This window comes from Streptomyces sp. NBC_01335 (genome assembly GCF_035953295.1).
Lineage (GTDB): Bacteria > Actinomycetota > Actinomycetes > Streptomycetales > Streptomycetaceae > Streptomyces.
The window spans coordinates 6,113,514-6,129,995 of record NZ_CP108370.1 but is presented as its reverse complement, the minus strand read 5'-3'; the positions used below and the strand labels follow the sequence as shown (position 1 = coordinate 6,129,995).

The 16,482-nt window shown below is 70.1% G+C and carries 8 protein-coding genes and 1 pseudogene; 3 read left to right on the top strand and 6 right to left on the bottom strand.

What is annotated here, in order from left to right:
- The first annotated feature begins 175 nt into the window (after positions 1–175).
- Complete coding sequence (locus OG599_RS26360) at positions 176–745, top strand: PadR family transcriptional regulator (protein ID WP_327178437.1); 570 nt, start codon at positions 176–178, stop codon at positions 743–745.
- 504 nt (positions 746–1,249) lie between these two features.
- Here OG599_RS26360 and OG599_RS26355 read toward each other — a convergent pair.
- From OG599_RS26355 to OG599_RS26345, 3 genes are all read right to left on the bottom strand, one after another.
- Positions 1,250–1,819: a DUF305 domain-containing protein gene (locus OG599_RS26355; RefSeq protein ID WP_327178436.1), complete on the bottom strand. Its 570-nt coding sequence runs from the start codon at positions 1,817–1,819 to the stop codon at positions 1,250–1,252.
- Entirely contained in the window at positions 1,795–3,168 is a 1,374-nt protein-coding gene (locus tag OG599_RS26350) for a DUF1996 domain-containing protein (RefSeq protein ID WP_327178435.1), read from the bottom strand. Before OG599_RS26350 ends, OG599_RS26355 begins: the two co-directional genes overlap by 25 nt.
- Before the next feature lie 162 nt (positions 3,169–3,330).
- Positions 3,331–5,055: a discoidin domain-containing protein gene (locus OG599_RS26345; RefSeq protein ID WP_327178434.1), complete on the bottom strand. Its 1,725-nt coding sequence runs from the start codon at positions 5,053–5,055 to the stop codon at positions 3,331–3,333.
- A 362-nt stretch (positions 5,056–5,417) separates the two neighbouring features.
- Here OG599_RS26345 and OG599_RS26340 point away from each other — a divergent pair, with 362 nt between their 5' ends.
- On the top strand, positions 5,418–6,410 hold the full coding sequence (locus tag OG599_RS26340) for a LacI family DNA-binding transcriptional regulator (protein WP_327178433.1): 993 nt from the start codon (positions 5,418–5,420) through the stop codon (positions 6,408–6,410).
- Positions 6,411–6,452: 42 nt separating this feature from the next.
- Here the strand turns inward: OG599_RS26340 and OG599_RS26335 are convergent, their stop codons facing one another.
- The gene (locus tag OG599_RS26335; RefSeq protein WP_327180297.1) at positions 6,453–6,707 is read right to left on the bottom strand and encodes a hypothetical protein; all 255 of its coding nucleotides are present in this window, start codon (positions 6,705–6,707) and stop codon (positions 6,453–6,455) included.
- A gap of 17 nt (positions 6,708–6,724) precedes the next feature.
- On the opposite strand from OG599_RS26335, the pseudogene OG599_RS26330 reads away from it, so the two are divergent.
- Positions 6,725–7,240: pseudogene (locus OG599_RS26330) on the top strand (MFS transporter); the annotation flags it as partial.
- A gap of 102 nt (positions 7,241–7,342) precedes the next feature.
- Here the strand turns inward: OG599_RS26330 and OG599_RS26325 are convergent.
- Positions 7,343–13,519 carry a hypothetical protein gene (locus OG599_RS26325; protein WP_327178432.1) on the bottom strand — a complete coding sequence of 2,059 codons (6,177 nt, stop codon included), beginning with the start codon at positions 13,517–13,519 and terminating at the stop codon, positions 7,343–7,345.
- A gap of 109 nt (positions 13,520–13,628) precedes the next feature.
- Complete coding sequence (locus OG599_RS26320; protein WP_442809554.1) at positions 13,629–16,004, bottom strand: hypothetical protein; 2,376 nt, start codon at positions 16,002–16,004, stop codon at positions 13,629–13,631.
- Positions 16,005–16,482 lie beyond the last annotated feature (478 nt).

The window sequence follows — 16,482 nt, the reverse complement described above, 5'->3', positions numbered from 1 at the left end:
TTTGGCGGGGCCACGGAAACCCGCTCCGCACCGCGTCATGCCCCCCGGCTCCCACCCTCGCCCAAGTCGAGGCTTCCGCAGCCTCGTTGAACATGCCACAGTGGACCAACCACAGTGGACTATCGTCGATCGCCAGATTGCACCGTCCACTGAGGAGTGTCAAGGGAGAACCGAAATGCACAACCTCAACTCCACCGCCGCCACCCTCCTCGGCCTGCTGCACAGCGGCGAGGCCAGCGGTTACGAGCTGCTGGCCGTCGCCGAGAGGACGGTCGGCGCCTTCTGGACGCTCACTCGCAGCCAGGTGTACCGCGAGCTGACCGCGCTGGCGAACCGCGGGCTCATCACCGGCGGCGACGCGGGCCCCCGCGCCCGCGTCCGCTACCACCTCTCGGACGAGGGCCGTGAGGCCTTCGCCCACTGGATACTCCAGCCGCCGGGCACGGAACAGATCCGCTACCCGCTGCTGCTCTCCATCATCTTCGGCGGCCACCTCGACACGCAGACCCTGATGCGCTTCGTGGCGGAACACCGCACCGTCCACCAGGAGCGCTACGACGACTACCGCGACCGCCTCGCGACCGCCGAGGGCGGCCCCCACCTGGGCGCCACCCTCGCCTTCGGCCTGCGGTACGAGGAAGCGGTGCTCGCGTGGATGGACGACCTGCCGGCGATCCTCGACCCCTCGGAGCGCACGGCGGAAGAGGCTCCCGCCCCGGCACCGGCGCTGCCCGCCGGCGCCTGACCGGTCGCCGTGCGCGAGGCACCGTGCCGTGCGGGCTCTTCACCGGCGTGCCGTGCGGGCTCTTCACCGACTCGATTACGGCCGCGCACTCCTGGTGGGCCGTCGGGATCCTGTCGGCCACGGCGACGTCGGGCCGTCGCGGGTCCAGGGTGTGTCGTCAACGTGCCGTTGTTCGGCCGGAGGCCGGGCCGGACGGCGTCCGGTGCGTGCGATCGCAAAGCGGAGGACCGTCCTCGTGCTGGGCGTACGAGGACGATCCGACAACGCGGCGAGCGTGCGTGCCGGACGCCGCCCGGCAGACGGCACCGCCGGGTCGAAGGGACCGCGGAAGGCCCCGGCCCGTGTTCACGGGCCGGGGCCTTCCGACGCCGACGGACGTCCGTCGGTTTGCCCTCCCCTGCTGCGCAGGGCGTCGTGCCGGGCGGATCGACCGGGCCCCACCTGCCGGCCAGGACACCTTCTCCCGGCGGGCGGTGGCGGAAACGGCCCAGTCGACCGGTGCCGTCACAGCCGTGGCTGTGCCCCGCGCAGCTCGTCCAGCCGGGAAGCCCCGACGGCCGTACTCTTCGCGATGGCCGCGGCCAGGTCCTTCGCCCGGTCCGCGCCCCCTCGGGCCCGCTCGCTGCTACAGAGCATCCCGGACTGCGCGAAGTGGGCGCGCAGCGCGTCGGTGAGAATCCGGTCGAACGCCTGGCCGTTCGCGTCGGAAGCCTTCCGAAGGGTGTCGAGGCTGACCATGCCCGGCATGTCGTGCCCCTCGTGGGGATGGGTGTCGGGGACGCCCGAGAGCCGCAGCACCGCGCGCAAGCGGCTCAGGTCGGCGCGCAGTGTCGCTCCGGTGTCCGCGGCCAAAGCGGCCAGGGCCCTGTCCGCCGTGCGGGAGGGCGCCAGATCGGTCAGGAGCCGCGCACGCTCGGCCATGGGGATCATCAGGAGGATCCACGCGCTGTCGGTGGCGTTGAACGCCGGTGCCGACGCTCCAGCCGTCGGCTGCGCGGTGCAGCCGACAGCCGGCAGCGCCATGGCGACGACGCATGCCGACCACAGGGTCAGAACGTACCGGCGGAGTTGCACTTGGCCTTCTGGTTGATGCAGTCCTTCACGCGGTGGCCGAGAGCGGCGTTGTCCCAGGCGTTGAAGAAGTCTCCGTGGATGGACGATGCCATGCCCGAAGCCAGCCGGAAGCCGCCGGCGCCGCCGCTGGTCGGGTAACTGGTGACGAAGGAGAGGTTGGGGATGGCGACGGGGTAGGCGCCGCTGCATTTTCCGTCGTACGTGAACGCCACGTGCGATTTGTGGTCGGGGCTGTCGAGGTTCTTGCCGTCCCAGCAGTCGGGGAAGACCAGTTGGTGGGTGAGGTGGGCCGTGGGGGCGCATACCGGCCAGTTGCCGTCGGAGCTGCGTCCGGTCTCGCCGCCCTGGCCGGCGCACCAGAACTGGCCGGGTGATCCCGCCGGGGTGGGTGTCTGCGTCTTGGCGCTGCCCGCGATCATGCGGAATCCCTGCGGGAAGGGAACGGTCGCCGCCGGGTCGGTGAGCCGGGAACCGTAGTAGACGATCATGCCCTCCGGTTCGACGGCCGTGTCGCCCTCGTAGAGGGTGGGAATCCAGTACGCCGAGAGGTCGGCGGCGGCCGGGGTGCAACTGGTCGGCGTGCTGGCCAGCAACGACTCCGGAGTGGAGAACGCGTCGGTGCTCTTGTTGCCGAAGAAGCTGTGCATGTGGGACGCACCGGGCAGTCCCGGCAGAACGATGGGATCGTCCGGCTTGGAGTGACTGTAGGTGCAGGTGGCGTTGAACTCCGGAACCCGGACCGTGGTCGCGGGCACCGCGGCCGGTGTCATCGCGCGGAACTGCGCCAGTTGCGCGTTCCACTTGGCCTGGTCGACGGGGACCCATCCGGCCGCCGCGCCGTCCCCCTCACCGGCGAAGGAGAACCAGTTGATGTTGACGAAGTCGCCGGGTGTCGTGCCACGCAGCACGGCGAACACCGTCTGCGCGCCGGTGGGATGCGTGGTGACCTCGGTGGTCAGGGTCGACCAGTTCTGCCAACCGCCGGTCGGGGAGACCGGTATGACGGCGAGCAGCGGCCCGGTCGGTCCGGCGGTACGCAGCTCCACCGTGCCCGAGCCGACGGCGGAAGCGGCCCGGACCGAAACCGTCAGCCGGCCGGCTCCGCCGAGGTCGACGTTGTCGAAACGCATCCAGTCGCCGTCGGCGAGGAACGCGGCGTTCTGCCCGCCGCCGGTGTCCGCGGTCGCCTCCAGGGTGACGCCCGACTGGGCCGCGTAGGACTCGGCCTGGACCGTGACCGTCGCGGCCTGTGCCTGAGGGGCCGAGACGGTCAGGCTCAACGCGGCGGCCAGCACGACCACCAGAGCGCTCGCCAACAGTGTGTACAGAGGAACGGGAGTTCTGCGCATGTCACTTCCTCACGGGCTGGAGGGAAGAACGGGGGTGAAGACCTGGGAGGTGCGGACCCGGTCCCGAGGGCCCGGGGGTGACGGCCTGCACCCCAGGCCGGGAGTGAAGGCCCGGGGGTGCAGGCCTGGGGTGAGGGCCTGCTTCCTGCCGGAGCACGGCGACTACTGATAGATCCGCACGTAGTCGACGAGCATCTTGGCGGGGAACGGGGTACTGGCGTCCGTCGGGCCCGGCCAGTCGCCTCCGACCGCCAGGTTGAGGATCATGTAGTGCGGGTGGTCGAAGATCCACGGCCCGCGTGTCTGCTCCACCTGGTCCTTGTCGAGGGTGAAGACGGTCCGGCCGTCGAGGCTGTAGGTGATGCCTCGGCTGTTCCAGTCGGCGGCCCAGGTGTGGTAGTCGTCGGAGAAGTCGGCGTTCCCGGGCAGGGTGTACGGCGCGCCGATTCCACCTCCGCCGTTGTACGCGGGCGCGTGGACGGTCGAGTACGCCGTCTTCACGTCCTTGCCGAGGATCTCCATGATGTCGACCTCGCCGTTGTACGGCCACGGGCGGCCCGTCAGGAAGTCGGCGCCCATCATCCAGAACGCGGGCCACAGACCGTTGCCCTTGGGAACCTTGACGCGCGCTTCGACGCGCCCGTAGGTGAACTGGAAGGTCGCGCCGGTGTTCATCCGCGCCGAGGTGTACTGACAGGTGGTGCTGCCGCTCAGCGGGTCGGGCGGGCACGAGGACCCGGCGGTGGTCTCCTTGCGTGCTTCCATCACCAGGTGACCCGCCCCGTCCAGGGCGGCGTTGCGGTGATCGGTGTAGTACTCCAGCTCGTTGTTGGACCCGACGCCCGGATCGGCCCTCCACTTCGACGCGTCGGGCTTGCCGCCCGCCGCGCCGTCGAACTCGTCGCTCCACACCAGCCGCGGCGGGTTCGCGGGGTCGTTCGGCAGGGGCGGAGCCGGTATCGGATCGCCGCCGGTGCCGTACACCTGGAACTCCCACAGCGAGTAGCCGTAAGGGGTGGCGCGCTGCGTCCCGTACATGCGCACGTAACGGCCGGTGCCCGAGACGGCGAGCGTCTGCTTGAAGCCGGTGCCGGACGTCGTCGAGTAGATCGGCGTCCAGTCGGCTCCGTTCGGCGAGACCTGGATCTGGAAGGACTTGGCATAGGCGGGGTCCCATTGCAGGACCACCTTGTCGATCTGTGCCGTCGCGCCGAGATCGACGGAGATCCAGCCCGGGTCGGTCCATCCCGTGGTCGGGCTCGTGGCCCAGCGGGAGGCCGGGTCCCGGTCGAAAGCCCTGGCCGGCGTGCACTCCCAGCAGTTCGAGTCGGCCTGGGAGGACGAAGCGGCGCCCGGCCTGCCGTAGGAGAGGAGCCGGCCGGTGTCGCCGCCGGGGTTGCCGGTGCCGGCGGTGCCGTAGACCTGGAACTCCCACAGCGAGTAGCCGTACTGCGTGGCGCGCTGCGTCCCGTACATGCGCACATAACGGCCGGTGCCGGAGACGGCCAGGTTCTGGATGCCGCCCGTGGCGGTGGTCGTCTGGTGGACGACGGTCCAGCTCACCGCGTCGCTCGACACCTCGATCCTGAACGCCTTGCCGTAGGCGGCCTCCCAGTTGAGGGCGACCCGGCTGATCCCGGCACTCGCCCCGAGGTCGATCTGAATCCACTGCGGGTCCGCGAAGGCGCTGGACCAGCGCGTCCCGGGGTCGCCGTCGACGACGCTCTGCGCCACGAAGGGACCCTCGGTGCTCGAAGCGGTGGCGGGCTTTCCCTGCGAGAGCAGTACCTCCGCCGCCTGGGCGGAAGGGGCGGGGAGAGCGGTGAAAGCGACCAGTGAGGCCACGAGGGCCAGAAGTAAGGCGAAGCGACGCGGCAGCGTGTGCACGGGCGACTCCTCAAGTGGGGGGGAAGGAGAGGGAGAAGGAAGCCGGGGAGCGCTCCCTGGAAGGGAGGATGGAGCGGCGGGTAAGGGCTGTCAATACTTCTCTCACCTCGAAAAAACAGCGTCGTCACCCCTGGGAGGAGCTGAGGGAACGGTCTCTCACGGGCCATCCGGCGCGTCGGCGGACGAGGGGGCGGCACCGAGCGGAACGTGCCGGAACCCTGCCCTTGCCACTCCGGCCTGCGGATACGCTGCTCACATCGCCATGACGCAGAGCCGGAGGTCGCCCCGATGAGAAAACCCGCCCCGCGCAGGGCCTCGGGCGGCGACAGGGCCACGGGCGGCGGCACGGCGGGCGGCCCCGCATGAGACGCCCCACTCTCGAAGTGGTCGCCGCCCGGGCGGGCGTCTCCAAGTCGAGCGTCTCCCGTGTCATCAACGGCGAGACGACGGTGGCCCCGCAGATCCGGGACGTCGTCATGCGCGCCGTCCACGAACTGGGCTACGTGCCCAACGGGGCGGCACGCAACCTCGTCACCCGCCGCACGGACACCGTCGCCGTCGTGGTCTCCGACCCGCCTCAGGGAGTCGTCTCCGACGACCCCCTCTTCTCCGCCGTGGTGCGGGCCGTCAGCAGGGAGCTGGAGAAAGCGGGCAAACGGCTCGTGCTCATGCTCGCGGAATCGGACCCGAGCCGGACCCGGGTGGTGCAGTACATCGCCGGCGGGCACGTGGACGGCGTACTCCTGGTCGCCCTGCACGGTACGGATCCGCTGCCGGCCGCACTGGCACGGCAGGGCCTGCCCGTCGTGTCCTTCAACCGCACCTCCGCCCAGGACGTTCCGTACGTGGCGCTGGACAACGCCGGCGGAGCGGCACTGGCCGTGCGTCACCTCCTGGAGGGCGGGCGACGCCGGATCGCCACCATCACCGGGCCCCTCGAACTGTACGAAGCGCGCGAACGCCTCGACGGCTACCGTCGGACGCTGCGTGACACCGGCCGGCGCTCCATCGTGGCACTGGGCGACTTCACCAGAACCTCAGGCGCCGAAGCCATGCGGCAGCTCCTGGAGGACGACCCCGGCCTCGACGCGGTGTTCGCGGCCAACGACCTGATGGCGATCGGAGCCCTGCGCACCCTTCACCGGGCGGGCCGGCGTGTCCCCGACGACGTGGCGGTCATCGGCTTCGACGACATAGAAGCCGCGGCCTACACCAGCCCCGCCCTGACCTCGGTACGCAGCCCGATGGCCGACCAGGCGACCGCCGCCGTCCACCTGCTCCTCGGCCTGATCGACGGCGGCCCCGCGACGCCGGTGATCATGCCGAACGAACTCGTGGTGCGTGAATCGACCTGATCTCACCCGGCTCCGCGCGCCGCCGTGCCCCTTCCCGCGCCCTTACCGACGCGTGTCTCCCGCCTCGGCCTCCGCCGCCTTCGCCGTCGTGAAGGGCAGCACCAGCCGGGAGGGGTGTGCCGCGTCCCGGTAGATCTTGTGGGCGACGGGGCGGCCCACCGGCAGGTGGAACGCGTCCGGCGGCAGCAGCGCATTGTGCTCGTCCGCCAACGGCTCGTCGTTGGACAGCTCCACGGCCAGCCGGTGCCCCGGCAGAAAGGTCGTGGCGAACGGGTAGACCCGCAGCACGTACTGCACCCTCGCTCAACGGACTCCTCGAGGAAGACCTGCGCACCCACGGCTCGCAATTGACCTGGCTCACCTCGGCGTTCATGATCGCGGCGGTCTGCTTCGGGTTCACCTTCGGCGCGCTCGGCGACCTGTTCGGCCGCAATCGGCTGATCTCCGCCGGAGCCGGCCTCGTCGCCGTCGGCTCGACCGTGGCGGCACTCGCGCCGACCGTGCAGACCCTCTGGGCGGGCGCCGCGCTGAACGGCCTCGGCGCCGGCGCCACGTTCCCCGGCTCACTCACCATGCTCGCCTCGTCCCGGGAACGGGCCCACGCCGCCCCTCTCGTCACCGCCGTGGGCATGATCGGGGTCCGGCCGCGGCGAGCGGAGGAGGACGAGCCACAGCTCCTTCCTGCGGGCGGACCGACAAAGCCTCGGAGCTTGCCCCGAGGCAGAGGCTCGACAGCTAGTGCGCCGCAGGGCCCGCCTCGCGGATATGCACCGCAGCCCGGCAGCGCGCGGAACCGTGCCGCGCCCGAAAGCAGCCCCGCCGGCCGCTGACCGAGTTCACTCTGTACAGAAGCTCGGTCAGCGGCGCCGGCCACGGAACACCGTGCGGGTCTGCTCCCGGCAGCGATGACGGAAGCCCGCCGCGAGTCGGTATCACCCCTGGAGCGCCACACACTCCCGGAGCAGTGCTTCCAGGCGCAGGACGTGGGTGTCCTCGCGGTCGAAGACCTGGAGGGCGTCGAGGCAGGTGACGATCCAGAGGGCCTCGTCCTCGTCCTCGATCCGGACCGCCACAGCGGTCACGGCGTTCTCCAGGTCGAACGGGTCGTCCTGGAATGCCTCGGCGAGAGCCCGGTAGCCGGTCGCGAGCAGGGGGTCCGCGTACAGACCGGTCGCCTCGACGAAGGCGCCGGCCTCCGCCCGGTTCGTACGCAGGCCGGACAGGCGCTTCAATGCCGTGTCAGGGTCTCCCAGTTCGCCGTGGAGGCGGTGCGCCCGGTCGACCAGGAGCGGCCAGCCACCTGTCAGCTCGTAGAGACGGTCCAGACGATCCTCCGTGTGGAACTCCTCCACCCGCTGGGTCCAGCCGCGCAGACTGCGACGATCGTGCCGACGCAACACCACGGGAGCGGCCGAGGTGTGTTCGGTGCCCGTCAGCAGGGGCCGCCACAGGCCCAGTTGGGTGGGATCGGTGACGATGACCACCGCTCGAGTCACTCCCGGCGTGGCGGGGAGCAGCGTCTCGGCCAAGTCGACGGCGTTCCGGGGAGCCTCGGCCCGGGCGTCCGGGTACCGGGCGAAGTCACTGATGACGACTCGCCGTTGACGCGGGAGTCCGCCGGTGAGCTCCTGTTTGTAGACGCTGGGCTTACCAACGGGCGGCAGCATCCAGTCGACGATTCGCCCGGCAATCGCACGCAGGGTGTCGCCGACGTCGCCGACGCCGGTCGCGGTGGTACCGAGAACCACCCTCGTCTGGTTGGACCGCTGGCCGAGGAGGTCGTCGAGCTGGGTGATGGTGAGCGGGGCCGGCCGGTTGTCGGGCAGTTCGGGGCGGCCCTCCAGCACGATGCTCTCCTGGAGCTTGCAGTCCTGTTCGGCCCTGAGCAGCCGCGCGTCCACCTCGTGGGAGGTGCCGATCATGCGCAGGGCGTTCGGGCCCCTCAGGTGCCAGCCCTGGCCGTCGTGGTTGGGGGCGAGGATACCCAGGCCCACCATCTCGGACAGATAGGCACGGAACCCCTCGGTGTCGAGTTGTTCGAAGCCCTTGCGCCAGAAGGTCTCGCACTCCTCCCGCAGCTCGGCGTCGCTCAGCCGCACCTCCAAGCCGCGGTGGCGGGCATGGTAGGCCAGGACGTTGGCGATCACGTCGTAACGGTGGTCGAGGCTCAGAGTGTCCTTGAAGGCAGCCGAGATACCGTCCCTGAGTCCGGTGTCCGACTCCACCACGCTGATGTCAGCAATCTCCACCGCGTACGGCGGCCCATCGGCTCCGCGCCTCGCCCGCTTGCGGTGCATCACCTCGACCAGCCGGTGTCCGAACATCTGGAGCAGGAACGGCTGGTAGGAGCAGTAACCGAGTACCCGGTTGACGAGATCCATGTCCCGGAACTCGAAGCCGAGCGCCCGCATCGGATCGACCAGCAGTTCGGCGGCAGACTGGGGGGCGAGCGGACCGATCACCTTCGGCGTCTGCGCCAGGTGGCTGAACGGCCCGTTACTGGCGAGCTTGGTGAACCGCTGCACGGAGTGCAGTCCGGCGAAGACAACCTTGGCACGGTCCTTCGTGTCGTCCCCGAGCCCTTTGAGCTTCTTGGTCTGGTTGAAGCGCGGAGCATCCGCTTCGAAGAACTGGTCGCATTCGTCGAGCAGGACCAGCAGACGCCTGCGGGAGTCCCCGTCGAGCCAGGTCCGGATACCGGCACGTACCCGTTCGGAGATGTCCAGCTGAGACTTGCGGCTCGGCTGCCCGTCCAGCACCTCGGCTTTCACGAGCTTCCGGTCGAGGACGCTCCACAGAGCCTCCGGCCCCAGGGAACTCCCCTTTCCGATGTTCTCCTGGTCCAGATTGACGTAGACCGCCAGGTGGTAGCCGGGGCGCTGCCCTTCGAACTGCTCCCCCGCGTCGCTGAGCAGGGCGGACTTGCCGAGGCCTCGGCCGCCGTAGATGACCTGGGTACCGTGGCGGTCGAGGACGCTCTTGCGTTCTGCGTCACGGCCGTAGAACATCTCGCCACCGATCCGGCCACGCTTCTCCCTGATGTACGGGTTCACCCCGGAGAAGGGCAGCAGCGTCTGCGTGGACGTGCTGACCTGGCGGTTGCCCCGCGCCGCGAGATAAGCGAGGGCCGCGTCGTCGACGACCAGCATCGGCTGTAGCCGACCGGATCCGACGGCGAGCTCGATGCGGGCCTCACGACTCAGCGTGCCGAAGTAGAGGACGAGAAGACTCGCTCCGCTGGGGTCGCGTTCCGCCAGGCTCATGACGAACTCGGCGGACGGCCGCCCCCAGACCATCAGGACGCGGAGGCTGCTGCCCTGCTCCCGGATCTGCGAGCCGAACTCGGGTGCTTTGGCCCTGCCGTTGGTCTCCACCTCGATCGCTTCGAAGAGGCGGTACTCGCGTCGGCGCAGATGCGAGGACCGCTCGTCGAGAGGCCTGGCCTTGGCCTCGTATCCGAGGAGTTTGAGGAGCGGCGGCAGTTGCCGCTTCGCGGAGACGTCCAGTCTGTCCTTCGGCTCAGTCGCACCCAACTCCCGCCACTCGTCCAGAACATCGGCGGCCAGGGCCGCCTCGTCGGTCGAAAGCACGCTGTAGTCGAGAACCGGGATGTCCGGGTGCACCCTGCCGGTCCGCACGAGCTCGACGAGGTTACGGTCGATGCCCCTGGGCAGTCCCTCGGGCACGGCCGGGAAGAACTCGATCAGGTGAGACTCGCCGCCGTCGATCTCCGGCACGTCCTCGCCGATCTCCAAGAAGTAGACGAGATCGGCGGCGGTGGCCAGACCGCCGGTGTCCAGGTGTCGCAGCACCTGCGCGCGCAACTCCTCGGTGGGGTCCAGGGCGTCGAGCCGGGCCCGGATCCGGTCGGCTGCCTGTCGCCGGAAGGCCGGCAGGTCGCCACGTACCGTGTCGAGGGCTCGGCGCACGCCCACCAAGTCGTGCGTGTCGGTGCCGTCGAGGTGTCCCTTGGCGTCGGCGAGCAACTCCTGGAGTCGCAGGTCCTGGTCGTCGGTCAGCGCGCCGTCTGCCTGAGCACGGTGGAGTTCGGCGAGCAGCTCGTCGTGCGCCCCGCGCAACTCCGTGCGCCGGGCGTCCGCCAGCACCTCGATCGCGGCTACCGTCGGCGGGACGAACTCCCCCGACCGCGCGGCGGGCAGCAGCTCCCTGTCCGCCAGCTCGACGATGGTGCGGGCCGCACCGAAGGCGTCTCGGGAGATCCTGTCGGAAAGGGCGTCCTGCCAACTCCGGTCGACCACAGAAAGGAGCTGTTCGAGTGAGGGCCGCTCGCCACGACGATCGCACACCTTCAAGAGCTCTGCGTCCAGTACCAGTTCGGGATCGACCGGACCGCTGGCACGCACGGCCGCCGTTCCCCCGGCCAGCAGGTCGAACAGCTCCTCCATCGAGGCGCGTGCAGCCAGGGCCGCAGCGGATTTGGCGGCACCCGAGCCCTGCGCCAGCAGCGCCAGTTCGCCCAGTGCCTGCTCCTTGCCGTCCAGCAGGGACCTGCGCAGGGAAGAGATCTCCTTGACCGCCCTGTTGCCGTCGGAGCCGTCACCTCGGCGAATGGTCTCGACCGCCAGACACCACTCCTTGACCAGTCCGACAGCTCGCTCTACCAGATGAACGAGGTCCTGCCGGCCGGATCCCTGGAGCGGCTTGCCGCTGGACGGCCGGTGCTCTCGGTCCATGCGGTCGATCTCGATACTGATCTCTGGCAGTTTCGAGAGCCGCTCGGCCTGCTTCCGCACGCTGGTCACCCGGTCCCGGCGGTCATCGGCCACGGTGGCAAGCAGCGATCCGAGCATCCCGTCATCGGTCAGCCAGCGCTTCGCGATCTTCGTGGCCCGTGCGAACCGCAGCCTCGGTGGCGCTAGCAGGACACGGCACTGCTCGCGCAGCTCGTGGAGCCGTGCCTCCGACTCGGAGACGTTGGCACTGACGACCAGGGGCGAGGCACTCATCAGGGCGCCGCTGAGCGCACGGTCGGCGACGGCGGCCGCCGCCTCGGCCAAGCGCTCCGGCAGCCTGGGCGCCAGCGCTTTGAGCTGGGCTCCCGCCAGATGGTCCCCGGTGATGAGCGCCATACGCAGCAGGACCGGGAGCAGAAGGAGCTCGCTGCCCTCCGTGTCGCGACCCGCGTACCCGCCGTACTGCTGGAGCAGGTCGGCCAGCAGGCGGGCCCCCTGGCTGTCACCGGAGGTGAGCAGCCCGGCCGCACCGGCCAGACGGAGCGCCGTCACCTGGGGTGCGGCGCAACCGGCGGCACTCGCCACATGGTGAGCGAGTCCGAAGCGCCGTTCCACGATCAGCCGCGTGAGAATTCCCTCCGCAGTGGTCTCGTCGGAGTTCTCCTCCATGGTGGCAGGGGCGAGTACCGTCCGGTCGGGTTCCGGGGCGACGATCTCCCCGTCCCGTGACATCGCGAGGACAGGTGCGCTCACGGTGGCCGGGACGGGCGGGGCCAGGGCTTCCTCTTCCGGCACCTCGGCGAGAGCCTTCGGCCGAGGGGCGGGCCCAGCAGCCCGCGCATCCTCAGTGGCGTGTGGATCCGGTGCCGTGGTGGGGGCGGGGGCAAGGTCTTCCGTGCCGGACAAGGCCGCTTCCGCACCCGGGACGGGGTCCTTGGTGGAATGAGCCCTGGTCACCGTCGCCGGGGCCTCATCCGCCTGCTTGTCGGACGGGTCGTCGTCGGAGAGCTCTACGGCTTCCTCGACCGGGCCTTCGACGTCGGCCTGCTCGGCTGTCTCAGCCTCTGCGGCCTCTGCGGCCGGAGCCACCGGCGTTCCGTTCGGCTGCGCCAGCGACAGTTCGGGAGCCATGACCACTGCCATGGCGCATGTGGGCAGCACTCGCACCATCTGGTCCTGCAGGGCCAGGATTTCCGTCGCGGCGTATGCCTGACGCCCTTCACGGATCAGTCGTGCCAGGTCGACGAGGACAGCGCCTTCCTCCCGATGCGTCTGCTCCCACAACCCTGCGTCCAACAGACGGCGGGCCGCTCCTCGCACGGCCTCGGCGGCGAAGGCTGCCGGGCTGTCCGTACGGCCCGCCGCGACATCCAGCAGTTCCCGCAGCGTCTCCCTCGCCCGGCGGTCGCGGTCGTCCGCCTCTCTGTACTCACGAGCGGCCAGGGCCATGTCCTCCAGACGGCGGGGCACCCCCACCACCCCCACCGCGCGGAACACCGCGTCGGCGCTGTCGAAGACGGATCCCAGCGCGACCAGCGGAGCCAGGTCCTCATCGAGCGGAGGGCTGCCGGCGGCCACCGCGTCCATCGCGCTCTCCGCGGCACTCCGAGCGTCCGCCAGGGCCGATTCCAGGCGCCGACAGGCGGCCTCCGGATCGATTCCCTGCTCGGGCCGGGTGCCCTCGGACGCCGTCATCCGCACGTCGTGCGGTGCACTGGGACCCGACGCGGCGCTCTCGACGGCACCCATCTCATGGACCGGCCGGTCGGCGGCGACAGCCGCCTCGGTCGTGTGGTGGTCTGCGGGCGGCCGCGCCACCCCCTCCGCTACGCCGTCGAGATCCGGGTGGGCCGCCACGACGGCCCGGGCCCTCTCGGCCACGACGGCAAGGCGCGCGGACTCCTCATCGTCAACCCCGGCGGCGAACCAGTCTTGGTCGGCCGCCCACTCGAGGAGGTGAGCGTCCATCACGGATGCGTTGCACCACGTGAAGACCGTCGCCCGGACCAGGGTCGCGCCCCAGCGGGAAGCCGGGTCGGAAGCCGTGCCGCCGTGGGCGAAGGCGACCATGCCAATCTGTTCGATCACCGTGCGCGTGAGTTCCCTGACTCCGCAGGTGCAGGAGCGCTGCCGTGAATCGCGCCGCAGACGGGCGAGGATATCCCTGCACAAGGCATTGCCCGCGCGTCGGGGCGCTGCCATCCGGATGCCCAGTTTTCCGAGCAGACTCTGGCGGTTCTGCGGCGTCAAGGAGTTGAAGGCGAGTTCCACCATGCCGGCCGTGAGGCCGTTCAGGGCGGCTGCGGCCGAGGTCTCCAGGGCGTTGAGCGCGGCGGCCAGACCCCCGAGTTCCTCGGCCGAGACGGTCGACGGGGACAGCGGTGGCCCCGTGATGACGCGGTAGCGGTCGTGCATGTACGCCTGCTCCGATTCTTTGGTTGGTTTTGCGGGACCGGCTCGCTCGACGACGAGGAACCGGGAGACGAGAGCTGGAGAGGAAGATAGCGGCCCCACGGATCACGGGTCAGCGGCCGCGAGTGTGCTCGGTGACGAACGTGTAGCCATAGGGCAGTTCCCATCCGTCGGCTTTGCCGAGTCCGCGGCAGTGTTCGCGGAAAGCGGCTCGCTGCCCATCGCTGGGCGAGCAGCCCGGCCGGAGGCGCCTCAGGTGGCCGGCGACGAGCTGGAGCGGGAGCAGGTTCCCGCTCTCCGGCTCGGTGCCGCCCCATGGGCGTATCACCCGTCGCTGTACGGGGCGGTAGCCGATGAGCGGAATGGCTGATTGCTCCTCGCGCGCCGGGTAATGCGGTTGCCCCCAGGAGTCCCGACTGCCGAGTGCCGACTCCAGGAGCCGTTCCGCCAGCAGGTCTGCCACCGCCGACTCCAGGGCGGCGACCTGGGACGGTGCCGGTCGCCCCCCATACGCCGCGGTCGGCAGGACCGACCGGTCCAGCAGGGCATGGCCGTCGAGTGTGAGCAGCCCGCAACGGCGAACGGTACGCATAACCAGCTGCCTCGGGCCTAGCCCGACCGCGCTGTCTCCATGGCGATCACTGCCCGGAGCGTCGTCCCTGGTGAGCACACGCGGGTCGTAGCAGTACCCGATCACGCGGTCCCCGAACTGCACCGGCTCGGTGAGCCGGGTCGTCGCCATGCGGAAGGCTGTCCCGCCGCGAATCCAGTGCAGGTCGAGCATCAGGCCGGGAAGAAAGTCGCGGGGCCAGGTGATTCCCGTCAGTCGGCCCCATTCGTCGCCGAGTTCGGCGCCCACTTCCTGCGACTCCTCGCGTTCGTCCAGTGGGCCCCGCATGTGGTCGATTGTGAGGTGGGAGGCAGGACGCGGGCCGTGGGGCTGCCAGAACTCCTCTGCGACGTACGGGTGCAGAGGGAACCAGCCCTCGATGAGATGGACCAGTCGCAACGGCGAGCGCCAGACGATCTCCCTCTCGCCGACGCGCAGGAGTTCACTCGGACCGAGGGAGACGTCGTCGGCGAGCGGCAGGTCCACGGGTATTCTCCCGGCTTCCGGTTCCGGCGTCGGCGTCGGCGTCGGCGTCGGCGTCGGCGTCGGCGTCGGCGTCGGCGTCGGCGTCGGCGTCGGCGTCGGCGTCGGCGTCGGCGTCGGCGTCGGCGGGAGTGTCGACGTCCAGCCCCGCCCTGCCGGGGCCAGAGGGTCTCCGGACCCATCGGCGTTACCCGGATGGTGGGACCGCCAGATGCCTCCGCTCTCGAAGGCGTCGTCGAGCGTGATCCGGGAGCCGTTCGCGAACAGTCCCTGGTCGCTGTCTCCTCGGACGATGTCGGCGAGCGTCACGTTCGCCCGGCAGACCGCTGCGGCGTACCCGACCCCCTCGAGCAGTTCCCTCGCGCCGGGAAACAGATGCAGCCGCGGCCCGATCGCCGTGTACGCGGTGACCGGAGCCATGAGGCCGTGGCGCCGCCTCACCGGGACGGCGGCATGCTCCACCGCCGCCGCAAGGAACCTGAGGTCGCCGCCGCCCAGGGGGCCGGTATCTCCCCAGCACCGCGCGAGAGAGGCGCGGGTCACGGCGTAGTAACCCCAAGTACGTAACATGGCGCTGGAATCGAGGACGCCTCGTACCGTGTCGAGCAGACCGAACAGCCCCGCCCGCAGAGCGTCATCGCTCGTGCCGCCGACGAGTTCGGCGAGGGAAACGGGAACGAAGGGAGAGAGCAGTTGCTCCCGCGCCGTGGTGAGGAGGTGCTCGGCGTAGGCCGTCAAGTCGTCGCGCCTGGCCGCTTCCGGAGACGTGTATCGGACATCAACGACGACATGTCCGTCCTCGTTGATCCAGCGGCGACGCGTGCGCAGGCGGTGAAGCTGGGTCGGCGACAGACTCAGAGCCGGTCCGAAAGCATGGAGATCCGGGACCAGGAGCTCCCTTCGGCTGGGAGCCGCGTCGCTTCCCGGCCTGCCAGGGCCCTCTGCCCCGGCCGGAGCGCCGGACACCCAGGCCGGTAAGTCACCGACAGGACCCACTTCCGGATGCGCGCCCTCGCGGTGGACGATCTCCGCGTACAGCGGGTCCGACCCCGTGGCGACGCACACCATGGCACCGACCGGGAGGGCGGGAGCGCGCCCCCCGAGGGTGATCACGGGGAAGTCGTCGAGGCGCAGAGGGCTGCCACCATAGCCATCTCCGCCGAGGTCGTAGCCGAAGTACACGGCGTTGAAGGCGACGGTGGTGTGCACTGGAGCCTCTCGGGCGGCGACCACCGCCTCGAGATAGCGCAGCAGTAGATGCCGTTCCCCGGCGGATGCGGCGTCGTAGCCCTTCGTCATGGCAGGCGTCAGCAAAGCCTGGTCGCCGTACGGATCGGGTACCCCCGTTCGCTTGCGATCGCTGGACGTTGCTGAGACATACGAGTCCCCACCCATGGCACCTCCACCGCACCTCGGGCCACCACGGCCCGCCTGCGACAATTCACGGAGACTACGCCGATACCGGGCACTCCTGTGGCCCTTTCCCGACTTTGCGATGATTGGCAGCGTCCCACGTAGAACATGACCCAGCCAAAACGAAGGTGACGACCCGTCATGTGATAAAGAACGCATCTTCTTCGACCTGCTCGCCCGACAGCCCCCTACCACTGCGACCGCATCGGCCTAGGGCGTGTCTGACCATTCGCGTCGGATCAGCGGGCGGTGTCCGGTGCGGTGCATCGCAAGGCGGAGGACCGGCCGAGTACTGGATGTACTCGGGCGGTCCGACAACGCCGCGAGGTGCCGTGCCGGGCGCCGACCGCCCGGCGGGAATTGTCAGACACGGCCTAGCACCATGAGTGCGCCAACTGGTACGGGATTCCTCACTGGACGGACACCGCCGGAATCCCAGGAGAGGTGCGCGGTAGCGCAA